Source organism: Sanyastnella coralliicola (assembly GCF_030845195.1).
Classification (GTDB): domain Bacteria; phylum Bacteroidota; class Bacteroidia; order Flavobacteriales_D; family Sanyastnellaceae; genus Sanyastnella; species Sanyastnella coralliicola.
Genome location: NZ_CP132543.1, coordinates 2,907,328 through 2,922,626, shown reverse-complemented (window position 1 = coordinate 2,922,626; position 15,299 = coordinate 2,907,328). Strand labels below are relative to the sequence as shown.

Sequence of the window (15,299 nt, the reverse complement as noted above, 5' to 3'; positions counted from 1 at the left end):
TCACCAGACGGTCCAACCGCCTTCAACAAGCATATTATCTCCTGTTACATAGCTCGATGCATCTGATAGGAGATAAATCAGTGCTCCAGCAACTTCGTGATTATAGCTTAGGCGCTCCATTGGAGAGAAACGCGCAAAATTCTGTTCAAACTGCTCTTCGTGGTTGTTCCAGACACCGTGAGGAGTGATCATATTCACACGAACTTTCTTCTGTGCCCAGTATGAGGCGAGGTATCTAGAAAGTGCATCCACTCCTCCTTTCGAGGCGCTGTACGCCGCCGGACAACCCAAACTTGTTCCTTTGTAGAGGTTCTGGTTTGGTGCTACCACAGAGTAAGTAGACGGAATATTGATGATGCTACCACCGCCGTTATCAGCCATCCATGCTCCAAGCACCTGGCATGTGAGGAAAGTACCTTTCAGGTTGATGTGAACCACAGTGTCCCAGTTGTCATCTGAAACTTGTTCGAATGGTTCGAAGATGAGGTGAGACTTATTTTGATGTCCGTTCACTAGGCCGTCAATTCGACCGAATTTCTCTAGAACAGCATCTTTCAATCCGTTGACTCCTTCGCGAGAAGAAACGTCTAACGCGACGCCAAGCATCGAACGTCCATGACGTTCTTCAAGTTGAGATGCGTAGTCAGCAGGATTGGATTGTGGGATATCAGCGGCTACCACGTGTGCACCGAACTGAGCAGCAGCCTCGCAAAAGGCGCGGCCTACCAGTCCACAAGCACCAGTGATTACCACCACTTTGTCATTCAGTTCGAACTTCTTTCTGAAGTCGATCTGAGTTGGGTCGGTCGTTCTCATTTAGTTGAACTTTCGGAATACAGGTTTGATTGAAGGACCTACCAGGTGCTTCTCATATCCATCTTCAAGTGCACGTTCGAAGACAACACAGCTGTCGTCGAATGCAGCGAGCATGTAGTCGATGTCTTCGATCGTGTGGCTGTAGCAAGGAGAAAGAATTCCTTGGTAAAGCACACCGCGCTTGATCATTTCTTGCATGAACAGGGTACGATAGTCAAGATCAGGCTGCTTTTCTGCATTTCGGATTCCTAATCCGATGCTCCAGTTGAAGCCCATGATATCGAAGTAGTCTTGAAGCCCTCGGCGATCAAGGATTTCATTCAATCCATTGATGAAGTGATCTCCAATTTTATGGTTGTGCTGAATCACAGGTTCAGACTCGAAAACATCCATGGTAGCAAGACCTGCAGCAATGGAGTGCGTTTCTCCACCGTGGGTAGTACTAACCAAGAATAGTTTCGGTTCACCTGGGCGGTTGATACCTCCCAGCTGCATAATTTCTTTTTTACCGGTGAGGGCACAGAAAGAGAATCCATTCGCGATTCCTTTCCCCCAAGTGGCGAGGTCTGGTTCTGCGTTGAGGCGCTTGATCGAACCTGGGTAGTCTGTTTTGAATCCGGTGATCATCTCATCCATGACCCAAATCGCTCCGTGTTTGTGGGCAATGTCAATGGCTTTCTTGTAGAAATCTGGCTCAATTTCTTGCCACTTTTCTGGTTCACCAAGAACGCAAGCGATTTCACCTGGGTGCTCATTGAACATGCGCTCCAAGTCTTCCAAGTCGTTATGCTTGAAAGTAACCGTCTTGCTCTTCACTGAGTCAGGAACACCAAGGTCACAGTCAGTAGAACCAATGAACCAATCATCGTAGCTGTAGAACGGATGTTCTGCGGTACGTGCTACTAGTTGACGACCAGTGTACGCTCGTGCAATCTTCACCGCAGCTGTTGTTGCAGTAGATCCGTTCTTCGCAAACTTGATCATGTCGTGACCTGGAACCAGGTTCACGAAACGCTCTGCCATTTCGTGCTCTATCGTCGAAGGTCGACTGAAGTTTGAGCCTTTTTCCAATTCCTCACGAACACGTGCCAATACAGGTTCATAGGCATGTCCGAGACTCACTGAAGTCAATCCCATCAGCGTGTCTAGGTACTTATTTCCGTCAAGATCCCAGCAGTAAACTCCTTTGGCGTGTGTAATTGCCGCAGGGGAGTGGATTGGGAATTGATCGTCTCCTTTTGAATAGGTATGCGCGCCCCCTGGGATTAGATCATGAATCCGTGAGCGGTATACATCACTCTTAGCAAAGTTGGTGATGTTAGGAAGGGTGGCTGAGTGTTTCATTTTACTATTCGGTCTTCTTTGATCGATTTAGCGAAACCGCTGTTGATCTTACTTTCTTTATTGATCTCCAGAATTTCAGGCTTTTCACGAAGCAATTTTGTTACCTCCTGAATGCTGAAATCCGGCGTATCTTCTAACTCTTCGAAGATACGTTTAACCATATTCAGGTCTGCTGGGGTGTCAACAGAAAGTTTGAACATGTAATCGTTATCTGCTTTCTTCCAGCCACAGCTGAAGTGCTTTTTGATGTACGGACAAACGTGCTCACGCTCGCTCATCAACTTGGCTTTTTGGTTGGCTTCTTTCAGTGCTTCATAAGTGAATACTTCCACGTCGAAACCATCCTCCAGATAGTCTGGCTCCTGGTTGGAATTCGAGAAATATACTTTTCCCGATTCCGCGTGAGCGTTAACAACAAAATCAAGCACCTTATGAGAGTGAAGCGGATTGTCGCAGCAAATGCGCACAATCGTATCAGGCGTTTGTTCTAGCATATTGGCTGCGCCCCAGAATCTCTCTAGAACGTCCCAGTCGCTACCGCGGAATACGTTCACTCCATTCTCTTTGCACCAAGCTTCAATGGCGTCATCTTCTTCGTTTGAAGTGGTAGCGATGACGAAATCATCTACAGATTTCGCTGGTGTCAAACGCTCAATGAGATGCCCGAGAATGGTGTTGCCGTGAACCTCGGTCAATACTTTTCCTGGAAGGCGCGTCGACCCCATTCTTGCTTGAAGTATCGCTACGGTCATTTCAATTCGTCTTTAAAGATTCCCATCCAGAGTTTGTCATGGTATGCTCCATCAGCATAAATATGCTTGCGTAATCGACCTTCCACTTGGAAACCGATTTTCTCGTAAAGTCGCACGGCTCCTGGGTTGTTGTCGTATACAGTTAGAGATACTTTTCGCTGGTTCAATTGTTCGAACGCGTAGTTCAACACCAATCGACAAACCTCGCTTCCGATGCCTTTACCCCAGGAGTCTTTGTCGCCAATCATAATGCCTAATTCACATGTCATGGCAGTCTTGTCAAAAGAATCTAGCTTGATGTTACCGATATGCTGATCATTGCTTTTTAGACAAATGGCCAGCATAATACTGTTTCCATCTGCAGAAACAGACTCGAGGTATGATCGGAGAGAATCAAGGTTCGAAGGATAAGTTCCTGTCACCAAGCCCCGGGTAGTTTCTGGATCATTGATCCACGAAAGGTAGGCTGGAGTGGCATCTGCAGGAGATGCTGCTCTCAAGTAGATCTGTTCTCCAATAAGGAATCGACTCATTTAGAATGTTTTTGCTGAAGCATTTCTGCTCCTTTGTTCATTGCTTCTACATCTTTCGTCAAGTTGCTATCGTGCATACGGTAACGGTAAAGTGGAAGAATGATATTGTAGATCTGATAGTTATCTAGCCAACGAATGCGAAGGTCTTCTTCTTCGCGAGCGCGGAATCCTTCGTCGTACAAACCGATGTTGTACAAGAAGTCTTTGCGAAACATGATACCACAAGCAATCGGTTCTTTCTCCGAAGAAACGTGCTCCATATGACGTCCACGTTCATCAACCAACCAGTAGTCAGTAGATACGGCGTCAAGTGAGTTGTTCTCTTCAAGAAACAGCTTCTGAACCTTAAGAAGGTCGCGATGGATGTAATCATCCGCGTCCAAAAACATGACGAACTGCCCTTTGGCTTTCTTGATTCCAAAGTTGCGAGCCCCGGCCAATCCAACGTTCTTTTCGAGGTTGAATACACGAACTTCTTCTTCGTAGTTCTCTAGAATCTCAGCTGTGTGATCAGTGCTGCAGTCATTGACTACAATCACTTCAAACTGATTTTCAGCGAGGCTCTGCTCCAACGCCGAACGAATAGCACGTTCTACGTAGTTCGCATAATTGTATGTGGTAATGATCAGTGAGACCATGTGATGAGTTTTGAGCTAAGGTATAGAGTGTTCATGGTCAATTTGTCAGTCAATGGCTCGAAAAAGTTAGCGCTTTTTCCTACGCTTATGTTCTGAGCTCTCCTCGCTACCATAACCGCCGTTGCCATTGCCGTCTTCACCGCCGTAGCCATAACCGTATCCGTAGCCATAACCATAGCCGTAACCGTAGCCATAACCGTAACGGTAAGCGTACTTACCATAGTAGTACTTCCACTTCTTCTGCTTGATGTTATTCAGCAAGACAGACACGTGCGTGAGGTTATTTTGACCTAAGACATCTTCTAGGTAGCGAATACCTTGTTTCGTCGCCTTTTCTGTATTCATCACAAAGATTCCGGTATCTACCTTATTCATGAGGACAAGCGAATCGCTAATCAACATCAATGGAGGGGTATCCACTACGATGAAATCGTGGGTTTCTTTCAAGTCATCAAGCAACTCATCAACCTTCTTACTCAATACAAGTTCCGAGGCATTTGGAGGTACTGGACCAGCCGTGATCACTTCAAGGTTTTCAATCTGCGTTTGGATCGTACATGAGGCGAGATCCGTCTTACCAATAAGAATGGTTGAAACTCCGGCAACGTTCTCTAGCCCGAAGGTCTTGTGGACTTTCGGTTTGTGCATATCGAAGTCAAGGAGCATTACTTTCTTCCCTGCTTTGGCGATTACCGAAGCGAGGTTGGTAGAAGTAAAGGTCTTACCCTCACCAGGGTGAAGGGAAGTAACCAAGAGTACTTTTGGTCCTTCTTCCTGAAGAAGGTATTGCAGGTTCGTTCGTATGGCTCGGAAGGCCTCGGAGACATTCGATCGCGGAGCACTCAAGATCGCGATTGGGTCGCTCATGATCTCAGTGTAGTTCGGAACTCCACCAATGACCGGAAGACGGGTCATTTGCTTGATCTCTCGAATGTTCTCGATGTGCTCGAAGAATACAAGACGAACAAAACCGATCAATACGGCTAAACCTAGACCAATCCCTACAGCGAGATAGATCGTTCGTTCTTTGTTCGGTCCGACGACCCCAATGACTCGCGCCTCCTCCACGAGTGATGCTTCAGGCAGGATAGCTGCACGGGCAATCACCGTATTGGCCTTTTTCTCCAAAAGGAAGATGTAAAGGCTCTCGTTTACTTTCAGCTTACGATCGATACCCAGTACATCGCGCATCGATTTTGGAATCTCTTTTAGCTTCAGCTCGAGTCGACCAATTTGGCCGTTGACATCGGATATTTTACTCAACACCGCGACTCGCGTGTCAGTGGTGTATTTGTAGATGCTGAGTTTGACAACATTAATCAAGCTGTCTAGCGTGACAATGTTGAAGTTTTCCGGTTTATAGGTGTTCAGCTTTTCGGTTCGTTCAACCTTCAGTTGGAATAGTTGATTCACCTGTTGCTGCAACAACTGGTCTTCTTCAAACATGTAGAAGGAAGGAGGAAGCACAGCCTCGTCAAAACCTTGACGAATGAACTCCTCCATGGCGTTCATTGACTCGAGTCGAAGCTCTAACTTTCGCTTCTCTCCATCAAGTTCAATCAAGCTTTTGAAGTAAGAGTTCTGCTCTTTATTCAAGTCAAGAATACGGTTGCGATCTCGGAAATCCTGCAACATGTATTCCAATGAGTCCATAATCCACTCCAGCTCATCAAGCTGTTTGTCGATGTACTTCTGAGTATTCTCGTTTACATCTACTCGCGTTTTCTGCGTGTAGTCAATGTAAACCGTGGAAAGCGTATCAAGGAATTTCTTCGCACGATCCGGTACTTCGTCTTCCACCTGAATGTTGAGGATACTCGTGTACTCAACGTTCTCAATGTTCATGGCACGCTTGTACTTGTTGACAAGCCAATCATGACGGTGAATCTTGATCTGGAAATCACGCTCTTGTAGGCCGGCAATCGTTGCCTCATTCACAAGGTCCGTCTTATTGACCGTGAATGTGTATTCATTCTCTTCAACACGATCGCCAAAGCGGTAGGTACGGGTGATCTGTTTTCCAGCCATTTCAAAGCTGACCGCGTACTCGTCCAAATTCAATACTCGAATTGAAATTGGGATGTTGTACAACGAAGGGTCGTTCCTCTCTAGATGAATCTGAAGATTTCTGAAGTGATCTACCGGAGCCGTTTTTACACGTCCAACGGTGTAATATGAAATCTGGTAATCAAGCTTTTCTAGCGTAGAGCTAATGATATCGTATGAAGATATCACACGCTGTTGGTTGGTCACATCTGCAAGAAGCGTGTAATAACCTACGTTGCTGTAGATCTGACTTTGGTAGTCATAAGTCTCTTGGGAACGCAGAAGGATCTCTGCCTTTGCTGCGAAAATGTCCGGAAGTCGGTGCGTGTAGAGGTTCGCGCCAATGTAGGCGATCACCGGAAATAACAGCATGAGCAGCCAGTTCTTTCCAATAAACTTGAAAATCGGCCGTAGATCCTCCGGATCAATGAATGAAGCTTTGTTCTCCGCCATAGGTGTAACCGGCACAAATATAAGAATGCGATCCAGAGTTCATTTCGCTTATAAATGTATTTCATCTAGAAATCTATTTATGTAACTTCGCACCAACTGAAATTTACGCAGTTCTAAACACCAATATTCATGAAAACTACGTGGCTAGCCGGTATTCTCTCTATTGTTCTTTTGGTTCTTCCAATGATCATGTTTGGCCAGGATGCGCCATTCCCTGACGACGGGGGTTCACCTTGTGATGGGCCGTTCGGTGCAGTATGTCCAATCGATGGAGGTGTAAGCCTGCTCGTAGCAGCTGGGTTGGCTCTAGGTGGGAAGAAGGCTTACGATATCCACCGTAAAGGTTGATGATACAGAAGCTCAGAGATAATCCTCTGTTGCGATTTCTTGTTGTAGGCGCAGTAGTTTATTTGCTGTGGTACATTACCTATGAGTTTTTCCTACGCCCATACACTCATCTTGATGAATGGGTTGTCAATCAAATTGTTTTTGGAACCGAGTTCTTTCTCGAATTCCTGGGGTATGATTTAACGCCCTACACACGTTTCGAATGGATGCGTCATGTTGGTATCCTTGGTTCTCCAGGAGTAACCATTGGTGAGCCATGTGATGGTGTGATTTTGTTCGCATTGTTCGCGACTTTCATTCTTGCTTTTCCCGGACCAATCAAGCACAAACTCTGGTTTGCTCCTTTGGGCATAGCGTCGATTCATTTCATTAATGTTCTTCGTGTAGTAGCACTAGCGATCATTGTGGATGTGAACCCTGATTTGCTGGAGTTTAATCACGATTACACCTTCACGATTATCGTGTATGCCTTCGTATTCCTGCTTTGGTATATCTGGATTCAGCGTTTTTCTCCGCTTGGTAAAACGGAGAAAACATGAAAAGATGGCTCGCGTTCACGATCATCCCGGTCTTTATTGTTCTGGGCTTCGTTCAGGAAATGGTCAAGGTAAACGTGAATTACTACCTCGAGCAGACATCGAACGTTCCAGGCTTTTACAACGGTACCTACGAACAGCGCAAGCAGTGGATGGAAGACCATCGCATAGATGCTCCTTTCGACTATTACTACAGCCATCGTCCCATTGATTGGCTGCACCATTTATCTCTAGGCCAGTTGTCTAAGCTGAAATGGGGACTCGCAGTGGTTTTTATTGTAGTCCATTTTGCGCTTAACGTCTTGTTCCTGCGAATGTATTTCCGTGCTAGCGAAGAAAAACAGCGGAAACAAGCGAAGCGCTTCTTACCTATGTTATACATCGTGAGCTTTGTGCTAGCAGGTATATTCTTAGTTGGTGGGAAGTTGATAGGGATGGATGTTCCTTCCTATAACATTTCGAGAAAGATCTTGGGCTTTATGCAAAGTCCGATGCCTGCCATTCTTCTTATTCTACTAATTCCCTTAGCGGCTAGATTTGAAGAACAGCGGAAAGTAGAATCATAATTGAGTACTACCTTTGACCTATGAATTTAGATCGACTTCCAGGACATGCCCGTGTTTGGGTTTATCAGTCAAACAAGGAACTGACAGTTGAACAGACTGCCGCTATTTCGAAGGTGATGGAGCAATTTGTTTCTCAGTGGCAAGCGCATGGGAGTGATTTAGCTGCTGGATTTGAAATTCGAAATCAGCGATGGTTGATTCTTGCGGTTGATGAAAGGCAACAAGCGGCCACTGGTTGTTCCATTGACTCTAGTGTACATCTCATTCAAAACCTCGGAAGAGAACTGGGTATTGATTTCTTTGATCGTACCCTCATTGTTTGGGGAGGCTCGGAGGGGCTCCAAGAAGATCGTATGCATGATTTTTGGGCGAAGCGCAAAGCAGGAATCGTTACTGCCGAAACTCAGGTGTACAACACCCTTGCAAAAGATTTGAATGAATTGCGCAGCTCATGGGAACAGTCATTTGAAGAAAGCTGGCACCAAAGTATGTGGTGAGCTAGTTCACAAAGAAGTGAAATCGAAGTTCTTTCCTGAATTTCTCTACGACCACAATGTAATCTTTCGGGTATCCCGTATTTCCTACCAGGGCCATTTTTTTAGGTGTGAAAGCGCAACGAGGTCCTGTTCCGGGTTTTTGTTCGTTAATGCATAGGATTCGCCTCGTCTTTACTTCGCTCATTCCTGTCCACAGCTCATCCATGGTATAGTACTTCACGCTAACGCGGAATCGCTCAGGATTCTTGAGCAGATCTTTGGGTAAGAGTAAAGGGGCGATCGCGGTATTGGTATCAGAAACAACCGTGATTGAAGGATCCGTTGAGCTAAGTTCAGGAGCGTCTGAATCAAGTTTGATGCTCCATCCCAGAAGTTTGAGGTTTTCAGCAAGGTCCAACTCAAAATGCACGGAATCGTTCGCTGCAGCAGCAAAGTTGATCCTTGGGGTAACATGGCCATTGTATTGAAGGCTATGCCGTTCCGCGCTAGCGAGCACAGTATACTCAATCATTTTATTCTGCTGATATGAAGCAAGGTGGTCAAGTAGGTGTTGATGTCGATGGTAGATCCATGCCTTTGCTCTATCTAGTTCTTCTTCGTAGTCATCTGCATTGATTTCCCATTTTAAGAAATGCTCCGGAAGTTCTGGCGCAATCAAGCGGTGCAGAGAGTCAAGCTTAGTGATGACCTGTTTGTGGTGGAGACTCGTATTTAGCAGAAAGACGAACCGGTCAATGAATTGTTTGTGCAGACGTTGGTCCATCATCATTGCACGAAAAAACGTATTGCTCGGTTGATGGTCATCCCAGCCTGCGGTAGGAGAGAGGGAGAATTCGAGTGCATTCCAATGGCTCTTACCTGAAGGGAAGTTGTTGAATCGTCCAAATCCCCAATCGAGATCATTCACGATCGGACGCCAGCGTTTGGTATTGGCGTCACGAACGAAGCGCATGTTGTTGGTGAGCCAATCTTGATTGCCGCTGTAAATCTCCAAAATGAAGTAGTCAATGATTTGGTCGGATTCGAAGTGACGAGTCATTTCTTGAGGTAATCGCTCACCTGAAAGGATGTCATGAGCAAGCATGTCGAGTTGATGCCAGGCGATAGAATCTTGTTCGCCACCATAAATATAGGTGGAGTGCGATTTGGCGTCACGTTCAATATATAGATCAAAATCACCGTGTGCCTTCAAGTAGTCTTGGTCAAATCGTGCCCTTAGATTATGTATACCATAGTACTCACCATTGAGATATGTAATTGTCGGAGTACCTGCACTTCTGATTAAATCAGGGTTAACAGCCAAGGCAATCTGTGTTGCGAGAAGGTCGCGTAGCCCAAGTCCACCTGTGTTAATTCCGTCATCACCTCCTGTACGTAGCACAAAGCTGTTGATTTCATCAATCTCTTTATTTGGGAATAGTGAGTGGTGAAAAGTAGCTGGTCCATGGGCTGCTTTTGCCGTAATGCGGTAAGAGCGCTGTTGGTTCTGGTTTGGCGCGTGCACCATTAATTGCCCCGCAGAAGAGAAATCACGATTAGGGATTTCGAAACGACAGGCAATACGTTGTTGATCATGTGGCTTCTTATTGATGCCAAACCAACCAGAGAGTTCAAGTGGGTCAGCAACGATGCTGATTACGTCGATCGTGTGTGTCGGTAAATAAGATTCTATCTCGGGGTATCTGACGGGTATATTCGGTGGCGAAGCTTTGACGAATGGAGCCGAGTCATTTTGCACGCCGAGAGAATCGATGCTGCCATGCGTATATATATATGTAAGTCTTTCAGCGTGCTCTTGTGGTGAGTTGACTAAATAGAAAGCCCCGTTTTCTTTTATGTGGAGTACTTCGTTTTGGAAGAGTGGGGGGTAGGTGACTTCTTGAATAGTATCAAGATCTGTTGTGAGCGTGATTCGTCCACCGCTCTTAGGAAGCTTGTTTTTAATGTGTGCCTGTGCGAGTTCAACTTTTTTGCCTGCGCACCATATTATACTGGAGTCGTTGGGCAAGAGTTGAGGCGGATTGGTAATGAGGTGCTTTTCATTGCCAACGCCAACGGTGAAAGTGGAGAGGTCTATGACAGCTTCGCTGTGGTTATGGAAGACTATGTAGTCATAATATGAGCTATCTGCTGCAGATTGGTGTTGATTGGAAGCACAAACAGTGGAGATGCGCAGTTGGGAGTAAGTGGCTATGGGCGTGAGCAATAGCCACAGTGTACCTATGATGAATGTGAGGAGAACGTTAGGATTATAAAGTTTCACAATGGGACATAGGTTTAGATGAACTCTATGTTAATCTCGTGGAATTTATGGATTCCTTCGATAAAGGCTTAAAATCCAGAGATAAAGCACATTTAGAGGTCAAATTTTCGGAATTATTTGGAGATGTATGTGAATGTTTGATAAATTTAGGACGCTAAAAGTGAATTTTGATGGGCGAATGCCCAGCTAACTGTACGAAAATCGACCCAAATCGGGAAAAAAATTCCAATGTTGGGACGATCATCTGAAAGATGGGATGGATTTAAATTGTTGTATTTCAGAAAGTTAACTATTCATTGAGGGATTGGCACGGCTGTTGGCTACTGCTTAATCCCCTAGCGTTATTATGGACTTAACCCAGAAGTGGGAGTCGAAGGGAATGAACCCTGACAGATAATGTTTATTAACCAAAACCAAAACAGATGAAGAAAACTTTTACGAAAGTTGCTTCAGTCCTCTTTGTAGCCATCATGGCTCTATGGACAGGCAATGCGACCGCACAGGACGGTTGTGCCAATGCTCTACCAATCGCTTGTGGCGATATCGTGCTTGGCTCAACAGTAGGTGCGTCGGTAAACGATGGGCCTGATTGTATTACAACGATCGGAACTGGTGGTGCACACTGGTACGAGTTCGCTGGTACAGGAGACCTTGTCAACGTTACTACTTGTAACGCTGGCTCTAACTATGACACTAAGCTTCACGTTTACACAGGAGCTTGTGGTGCTTACACATGTGTTACAGGAAACGACGATTCAGCTTGTGCATTTAGCGGGCTTCGTTCTACTGTAGATTTCACTTCTGCACTTGGTACTACTTACTACATCGTAGTTGGTGGATTCGGTGCTGCTGAAGGTACTTATGAAGTGTCTTTGACATGTGCAGCTCCAGTACCAGGATGTACTGATGGAGCGACTCCAGCATGTAACTTCGATCCAGCGGCTAACGTTGACGATGGTTCTTGTGAGTACGTTTCTTGTGCAGGTTGTACTGACGGTGCAACACCAGCATGTAACTTCGATCCAGCGGCAACGCTTGACGATGGTTCATGTGATTACTCTTGTTACGGATGTCTAGATGCTGCTGCATGTAACTTCTCTGCTGTTGCGACTATCGACGACGGATCTTGTTGTTTCGACAACTGTGTTTCTCTAGTAGTTGGAGGTGGTACTTTCGACGGAGAGATCGGTTGGACAATCACTGACGGAACAGGTGCATTGGTTGCTGCAGGTGGTGCAGGATCATTTGACCTATGTCTACTAGACGGATGTTACATTTACGGAATGACTGATTCATTCGGTGACGGATGGAACGGAGCGACGTACTCATTCTCTGATGCTGGTGGTGTTATCTTGTCAGGTGACCTAGATACTGCTACTGATGGTGACGGAGAATCAGTTGGTTCTGAACTTCTATCTATCGGTACAGGATGTACTCCTGGATGTACTGACCCTGCAGCTTGTAACTTCGACGCAGCTGCTGACTTTGACTTCGGTTGTGACTTCCTATCATGTGCAGGATGTACTGACCCAACTGCAGCTAACTTCGATCCAGCAGCGACTATCGATGACGGATCTTGTGTATTCTGTGCAGCTGGTGAAGTTCTTGCGTTCTTCGATATGACTGATTCATTCGGTGACGGATGGAACGGTGCACTTTACACGTTGACTACTGAAGATGGTTTGACGACTATCTCTACTGGTGATCTTGACAACGCACAGATCGGTGACGGTGTGTCTGTTGGTACGGATCAGTTCTGTGTTGCTCCAGGATGTTACATCCTTTCTGTAACTGACGGAACATTCCCAGGTGAAGTAGGTTGGTCTTTCTCTGATCAGCTTGGAAACAACTACGGTTCAGGTGGTCCTGTACTAGGTCAAGGAATTGACTTCGGATTCACTGGTGGATGTCCTTTCGAAGGATGTACTGACCCTGCAGCGATCAACTACGACCCTAACGCAGGTGTTGATGATGGTTCTTGTGTATTCCCTCCAGCAAACAACGATGTATGTTCAGCGGAAGCGATCACTTGTGGTCTTTCTGTAGCTGGTACTACTATCAACTCTTCTGACAACGAAGGATTGATCGGTGGTGGTGGTTGTAGCGGTATCGACGTTACTTCACCAGGTGTATGGTATGTATTCAACGCAGCTGCTGATGAGCAGGTGATTCTTTCTACTTGTGCTTCAGCTGGTGGTGACACAAAGATCCACGTATACGCTGCAGCTCCTGATTGTAACAACCTAGTTTGTGTTGGTGCAAACGATGACGGATGTGCAGGTGGTGGATTCCTTTCTGAGTTGGCATTCACTGCTCAGACTGGTAACGATTACTACATCCTAGTTTCTGAGTTCGGTGCTGGAGTTGGAATTGACTTCACGCTTGACGCTACTTGTCAGCCATGTCCAGGAGTTCCTACGAACGACGACTGTGCGAACGCTATTCCACTTCCAACTGATGGTTCTTCTATCTCTGGATCTATCTGTTGTGCTAACCCATCTGACGCGCCAAACTTCGCGGCTGGATTCGGTACTGCATACGACGTATTCTACTCAGCTAACTCTGGAACATTCGATTCATTCTTCTTCGACGTAACAAACGATTCAGGTTCTGAAATCGGTTTGATGATCTACGACGGAGATTGTAACACGCTTGATGATATCGCTGGATGTCTTGTTACAGGACAGTGTGCTGGTGACGTAGGTGACTTCTTGACACTTGCTCCAAACACAGACTACATCTTCGCTGTATTCACAACTGACCCATCAGGATGTGGTGATTACACAATCACTGTATCAGGTGTGATCTTCGGATGTACTGATGCTGCTGCGAACAACTACGATCCTACAGCAACAGACGACGATGGTTCATGTGACTTCACAGGTGTTGTTCCTGCGAACGATGAGTGTGCGAACGCTGAAGTAATTATGTGTAACATGTCTTACGTTGGTTCTACAGGTGGTGCTACTGCTACTGGTGCTCCAACACTTCTTCCTTGTGACGCTGCTCCAGGAGCTGGTGTATGGTACAACTTCACTGGTACTGGTGACCTTGTAACTCTATCTACTTGTGGATCTGTTATCGATTCTAAGATCACTGTATGGGAAGCTGCTGATTGTGCAGGTCCTTTCACTTGTGTTGCTGACGCTCAAGACCCTCTAGCATTCGCTTCTGCAGTTGACGGATTTATCCCTTGTGGATTCTTCGATCAGGATGATGCTGAAGTTCAGTTCATCTCTGTAGCTGGTGCAAACTACTACGTATACATCGCTCACCAAGACGTTGATGGAGATCCATTGACTCCAGATTGGGGTGCGTTCAACCTAGACGTAACTTGTGCTCCTGTAGTACTTGGATGTACTAACCCAGTTGCTTACAACTACGATCCTGCTGCAAACATCGAAGACGGTTCTTGTGACTTCTTCTCTGATACTTGTGCAGGTGGACCTGGAACACCAGTTCAGTTCAACATGGCTGATTCATTCGGTGACGGATGGAACGGTGCAACTTACGACATCTCTCTAGGTGACGGAACTCCTGTTGCTACTGGAGATCTAGACAACGCTCTATTCACAGTTGACCAGGATAACGCTGGTGGTGCTGATAGCGGATTCGACCTACTATGTCTACAGGACGGATGTTACGTTCTTACAATTGGTGGTGGAACATTCGACGGTGAGATTTCATTCGACATCGTTGACGAATTCGGTGCTTCTATTGTTTCTGGTGGAGCTGGTGAATTCAGCTTCGTGATTGGTGCTGCAGTATGTGGATGTACTGATCCAGGTGCTTGTAACTTCGATCCTCTAGCGACTGACGAAGACGGATCTTGTGAATTCCTATCATGTGCAGGATGTACAGATCCAGCTGCTTGTAACTTCGACGCTACTGCGACTATCGAAGACGGATCTTGTTGTTTCGATAACTGTTTGACGATCCAAATGACTGATTCATTCGGTGACGGATGGAACGGAGCAGTTTACGAAATCTACTCTGTAGACGGAACATTGATCGCTTCTGGTGACCTTGATTCTGCTCAAGACGGTGACGGTGTATCTGTTGGTACAGACGTACTATGTCTTACTGATGATTGTTACTACATCGTTGCTGGTGGTGGTACGTTCGACGGAGAGATCGGTTGGACTCTACTAGGAGCTAACGAAGGACCAATCTTCGGTGGTGTAGCTACAGCTGAAGACTTCATCACATTCTCTCTTGGAGCTGGTGCTTGTGTATCAGGATGTGCTGAGCCTGTTGCTTGTAACTACGATCCTGCAGTAAACATTCCAGTATGTGAAGCTTGTGAATACAGCTCATGTCTAGGATGTACTTACCCAGATGCAACGAACTACGATATGGCCGCTGGAATTGACGACGGTTCATGTTTGTTCGACACTGCAAACCCTTGTCCTGAAGACTTGAACGAAGATGGTATCGTTAACGCGGCTGACCTTCTTCAGTTCCTAGGTGCCTTCGGTACAACTTGTTAAGATTAACCAAAAATAAA

At 46.0% G+C, this 15,299-nt stretch carries 12 protein-coding genes; 5 read left to right on the top strand and 7 right to left on the bottom strand.

Going from position 1 to position 15,299, the window contains the following annotated elements; all coding sequences use genetic code 11:
* The 6 genes from RA156_RS12225 to RA156_RS12200 all read right to left on the bottom strand — a co-directional run bounded on the left by RA156_RS12225 (position 1) and on the right by RA156_RS12200 (position 6,582).
* On the bottom strand, positions 1–816 hold the full coding sequence (locus RA156_RS12225; RefSeq protein ID WP_306640409.1) for an SDR family oxidoreductase: 816 nt from the start codon (positions 814–816) through the stop codon (positions 1–3).
* Entirely contained in the window at positions 817–2,160 is a 1,344-nt protein-coding gene (locus tag RA156_RS12220) for a glutamate-1-semialdehyde 2,1-aminomutase (RefSeq protein ID WP_306640408.1), read from the bottom strand.
* On the bottom strand, positions 2,157–2,885 hold the full coding sequence (locus RA156_RS12215; protein ID WP_306640406.1) for a glycosyltransferase family protein: 729 nt from the start codon (positions 2,883–2,885) through the stop codon (positions 2,157–2,159). The genes RA156_RS12220 and RA156_RS12215 overlap by 4 nt, the downstream gene beginning before the upstream one ends.
* Positions 2,886–2,908: 23 nt before the next feature.
* The gene (locus RA156_RS12210) at positions 2,909–3,445 is read right to left on the bottom strand and encodes a GNAT family N-acetyltransferase (protein WP_306640404.1); all 537 of its coding nucleotides are present in this window, start codon (positions 3,443–3,445) and stop codon (positions 2,909–2,911) included.
* Positions 3,442–4,083, bottom strand: a complete 642-nt coding sequence (locus RA156_RS12205; protein WP_306640403.1) for a glycosyltransferase family 2 protein — start codon at positions 4,081–4,083, stop codon at positions 3,442–3,444. The genes RA156_RS12210 and RA156_RS12205 overlap by 4 nt, the downstream gene beginning before the upstream one ends.
* Before the next feature lie 66 nt (positions 4,084–4,149).
* A complete protein-coding gene (locus tag RA156_RS12200) occupies positions 4,150–6,582 on the bottom strand; it encodes a polysaccharide biosynthesis tyrosine autokinase (RefSeq protein WP_306640402.1) in 2,433 nt (810 codons plus the stop codon).
* Positions 6,583–6,711: 129 nt separating this feature from the next.
* Here RA156_RS12200 and RA156_RS12195 point away from each other — a divergent pair, with 129 nt between their 5' ends.
* The 4 genes from RA156_RS12195 to RA156_RS12180 are packed head-to-tail and all read left to right on the top strand — an operon-like array spanning position 6,712 to position 8,529.
* Positions 6,712–6,930, top strand: coding sequence for a PID-CTERM protein-sorting domain-containing protein (locus tag RA156_RS12195; RefSeq protein WP_306640401.1), 219 nt, complete (start codon positions 6,712–6,714; stop codon positions 6,928–6,930).
* Positions 6,930–7,469 (top strand): exosortase X, encoded by a 540-nt coding sequence (xrtX, locus tag RA156_RS12190; RefSeq protein WP_306640400.1) that lies wholly within the window; start codon positions 6,930–6,932, stop codon positions 7,467–7,469. The genes RA156_RS12195 and xrtX overlap by 1 nt, the downstream gene beginning before the upstream one ends.
* Positions 7,466–8,032 (top strand): hypothetical protein, encoded by a 567-nt coding sequence (locus RA156_RS12185; RefSeq protein WP_306640398.1) that lies wholly within the window; start codon positions 7,466–7,468, stop codon positions 8,030–8,032. Before xrtX ends, RA156_RS12185 begins: the two co-directional genes overlap by 4 nt.
* A gap of 20 nt (positions 8,033–8,052) precedes the next feature.
* On the top strand, positions 8,053–8,529 hold the full coding sequence (locus RA156_RS12180; RefSeq protein ID WP_306640396.1) for a hypothetical protein: 477 nt from the start codon (positions 8,053–8,055) through the stop codon (positions 8,527–8,529).
* Between the two features lies 1 nt (position 8,530).
* Here the strand turns inward: RA156_RS12180 and RA156_RS12175 are convergent, their stop codons facing one another.
* Complete coding sequence (locus RA156_RS12175) at positions 8,531–10,792, bottom strand: CotH kinase family protein (RefSeq protein ID WP_306640395.1); 2,262 nt, start codon at positions 10,790–10,792, stop codon at positions 8,531–8,533.
* Between the two features lie 422 nt (positions 10,793–11,214).
* Here RA156_RS12175 and RA156_RS12170 point away from each other — a divergent pair, with 422 nt between their 5' ends.
* Positions 11,215–15,282 (top strand): hypothetical protein, encoded by a 4,068-nt coding sequence (locus tag RA156_RS12170; protein ID WP_306640393.1) that lies wholly within the window; start codon positions 11,215–11,217, stop codon positions 15,280–15,282.
* Positions 15,283–15,299 lie beyond the last annotated feature (17 nt).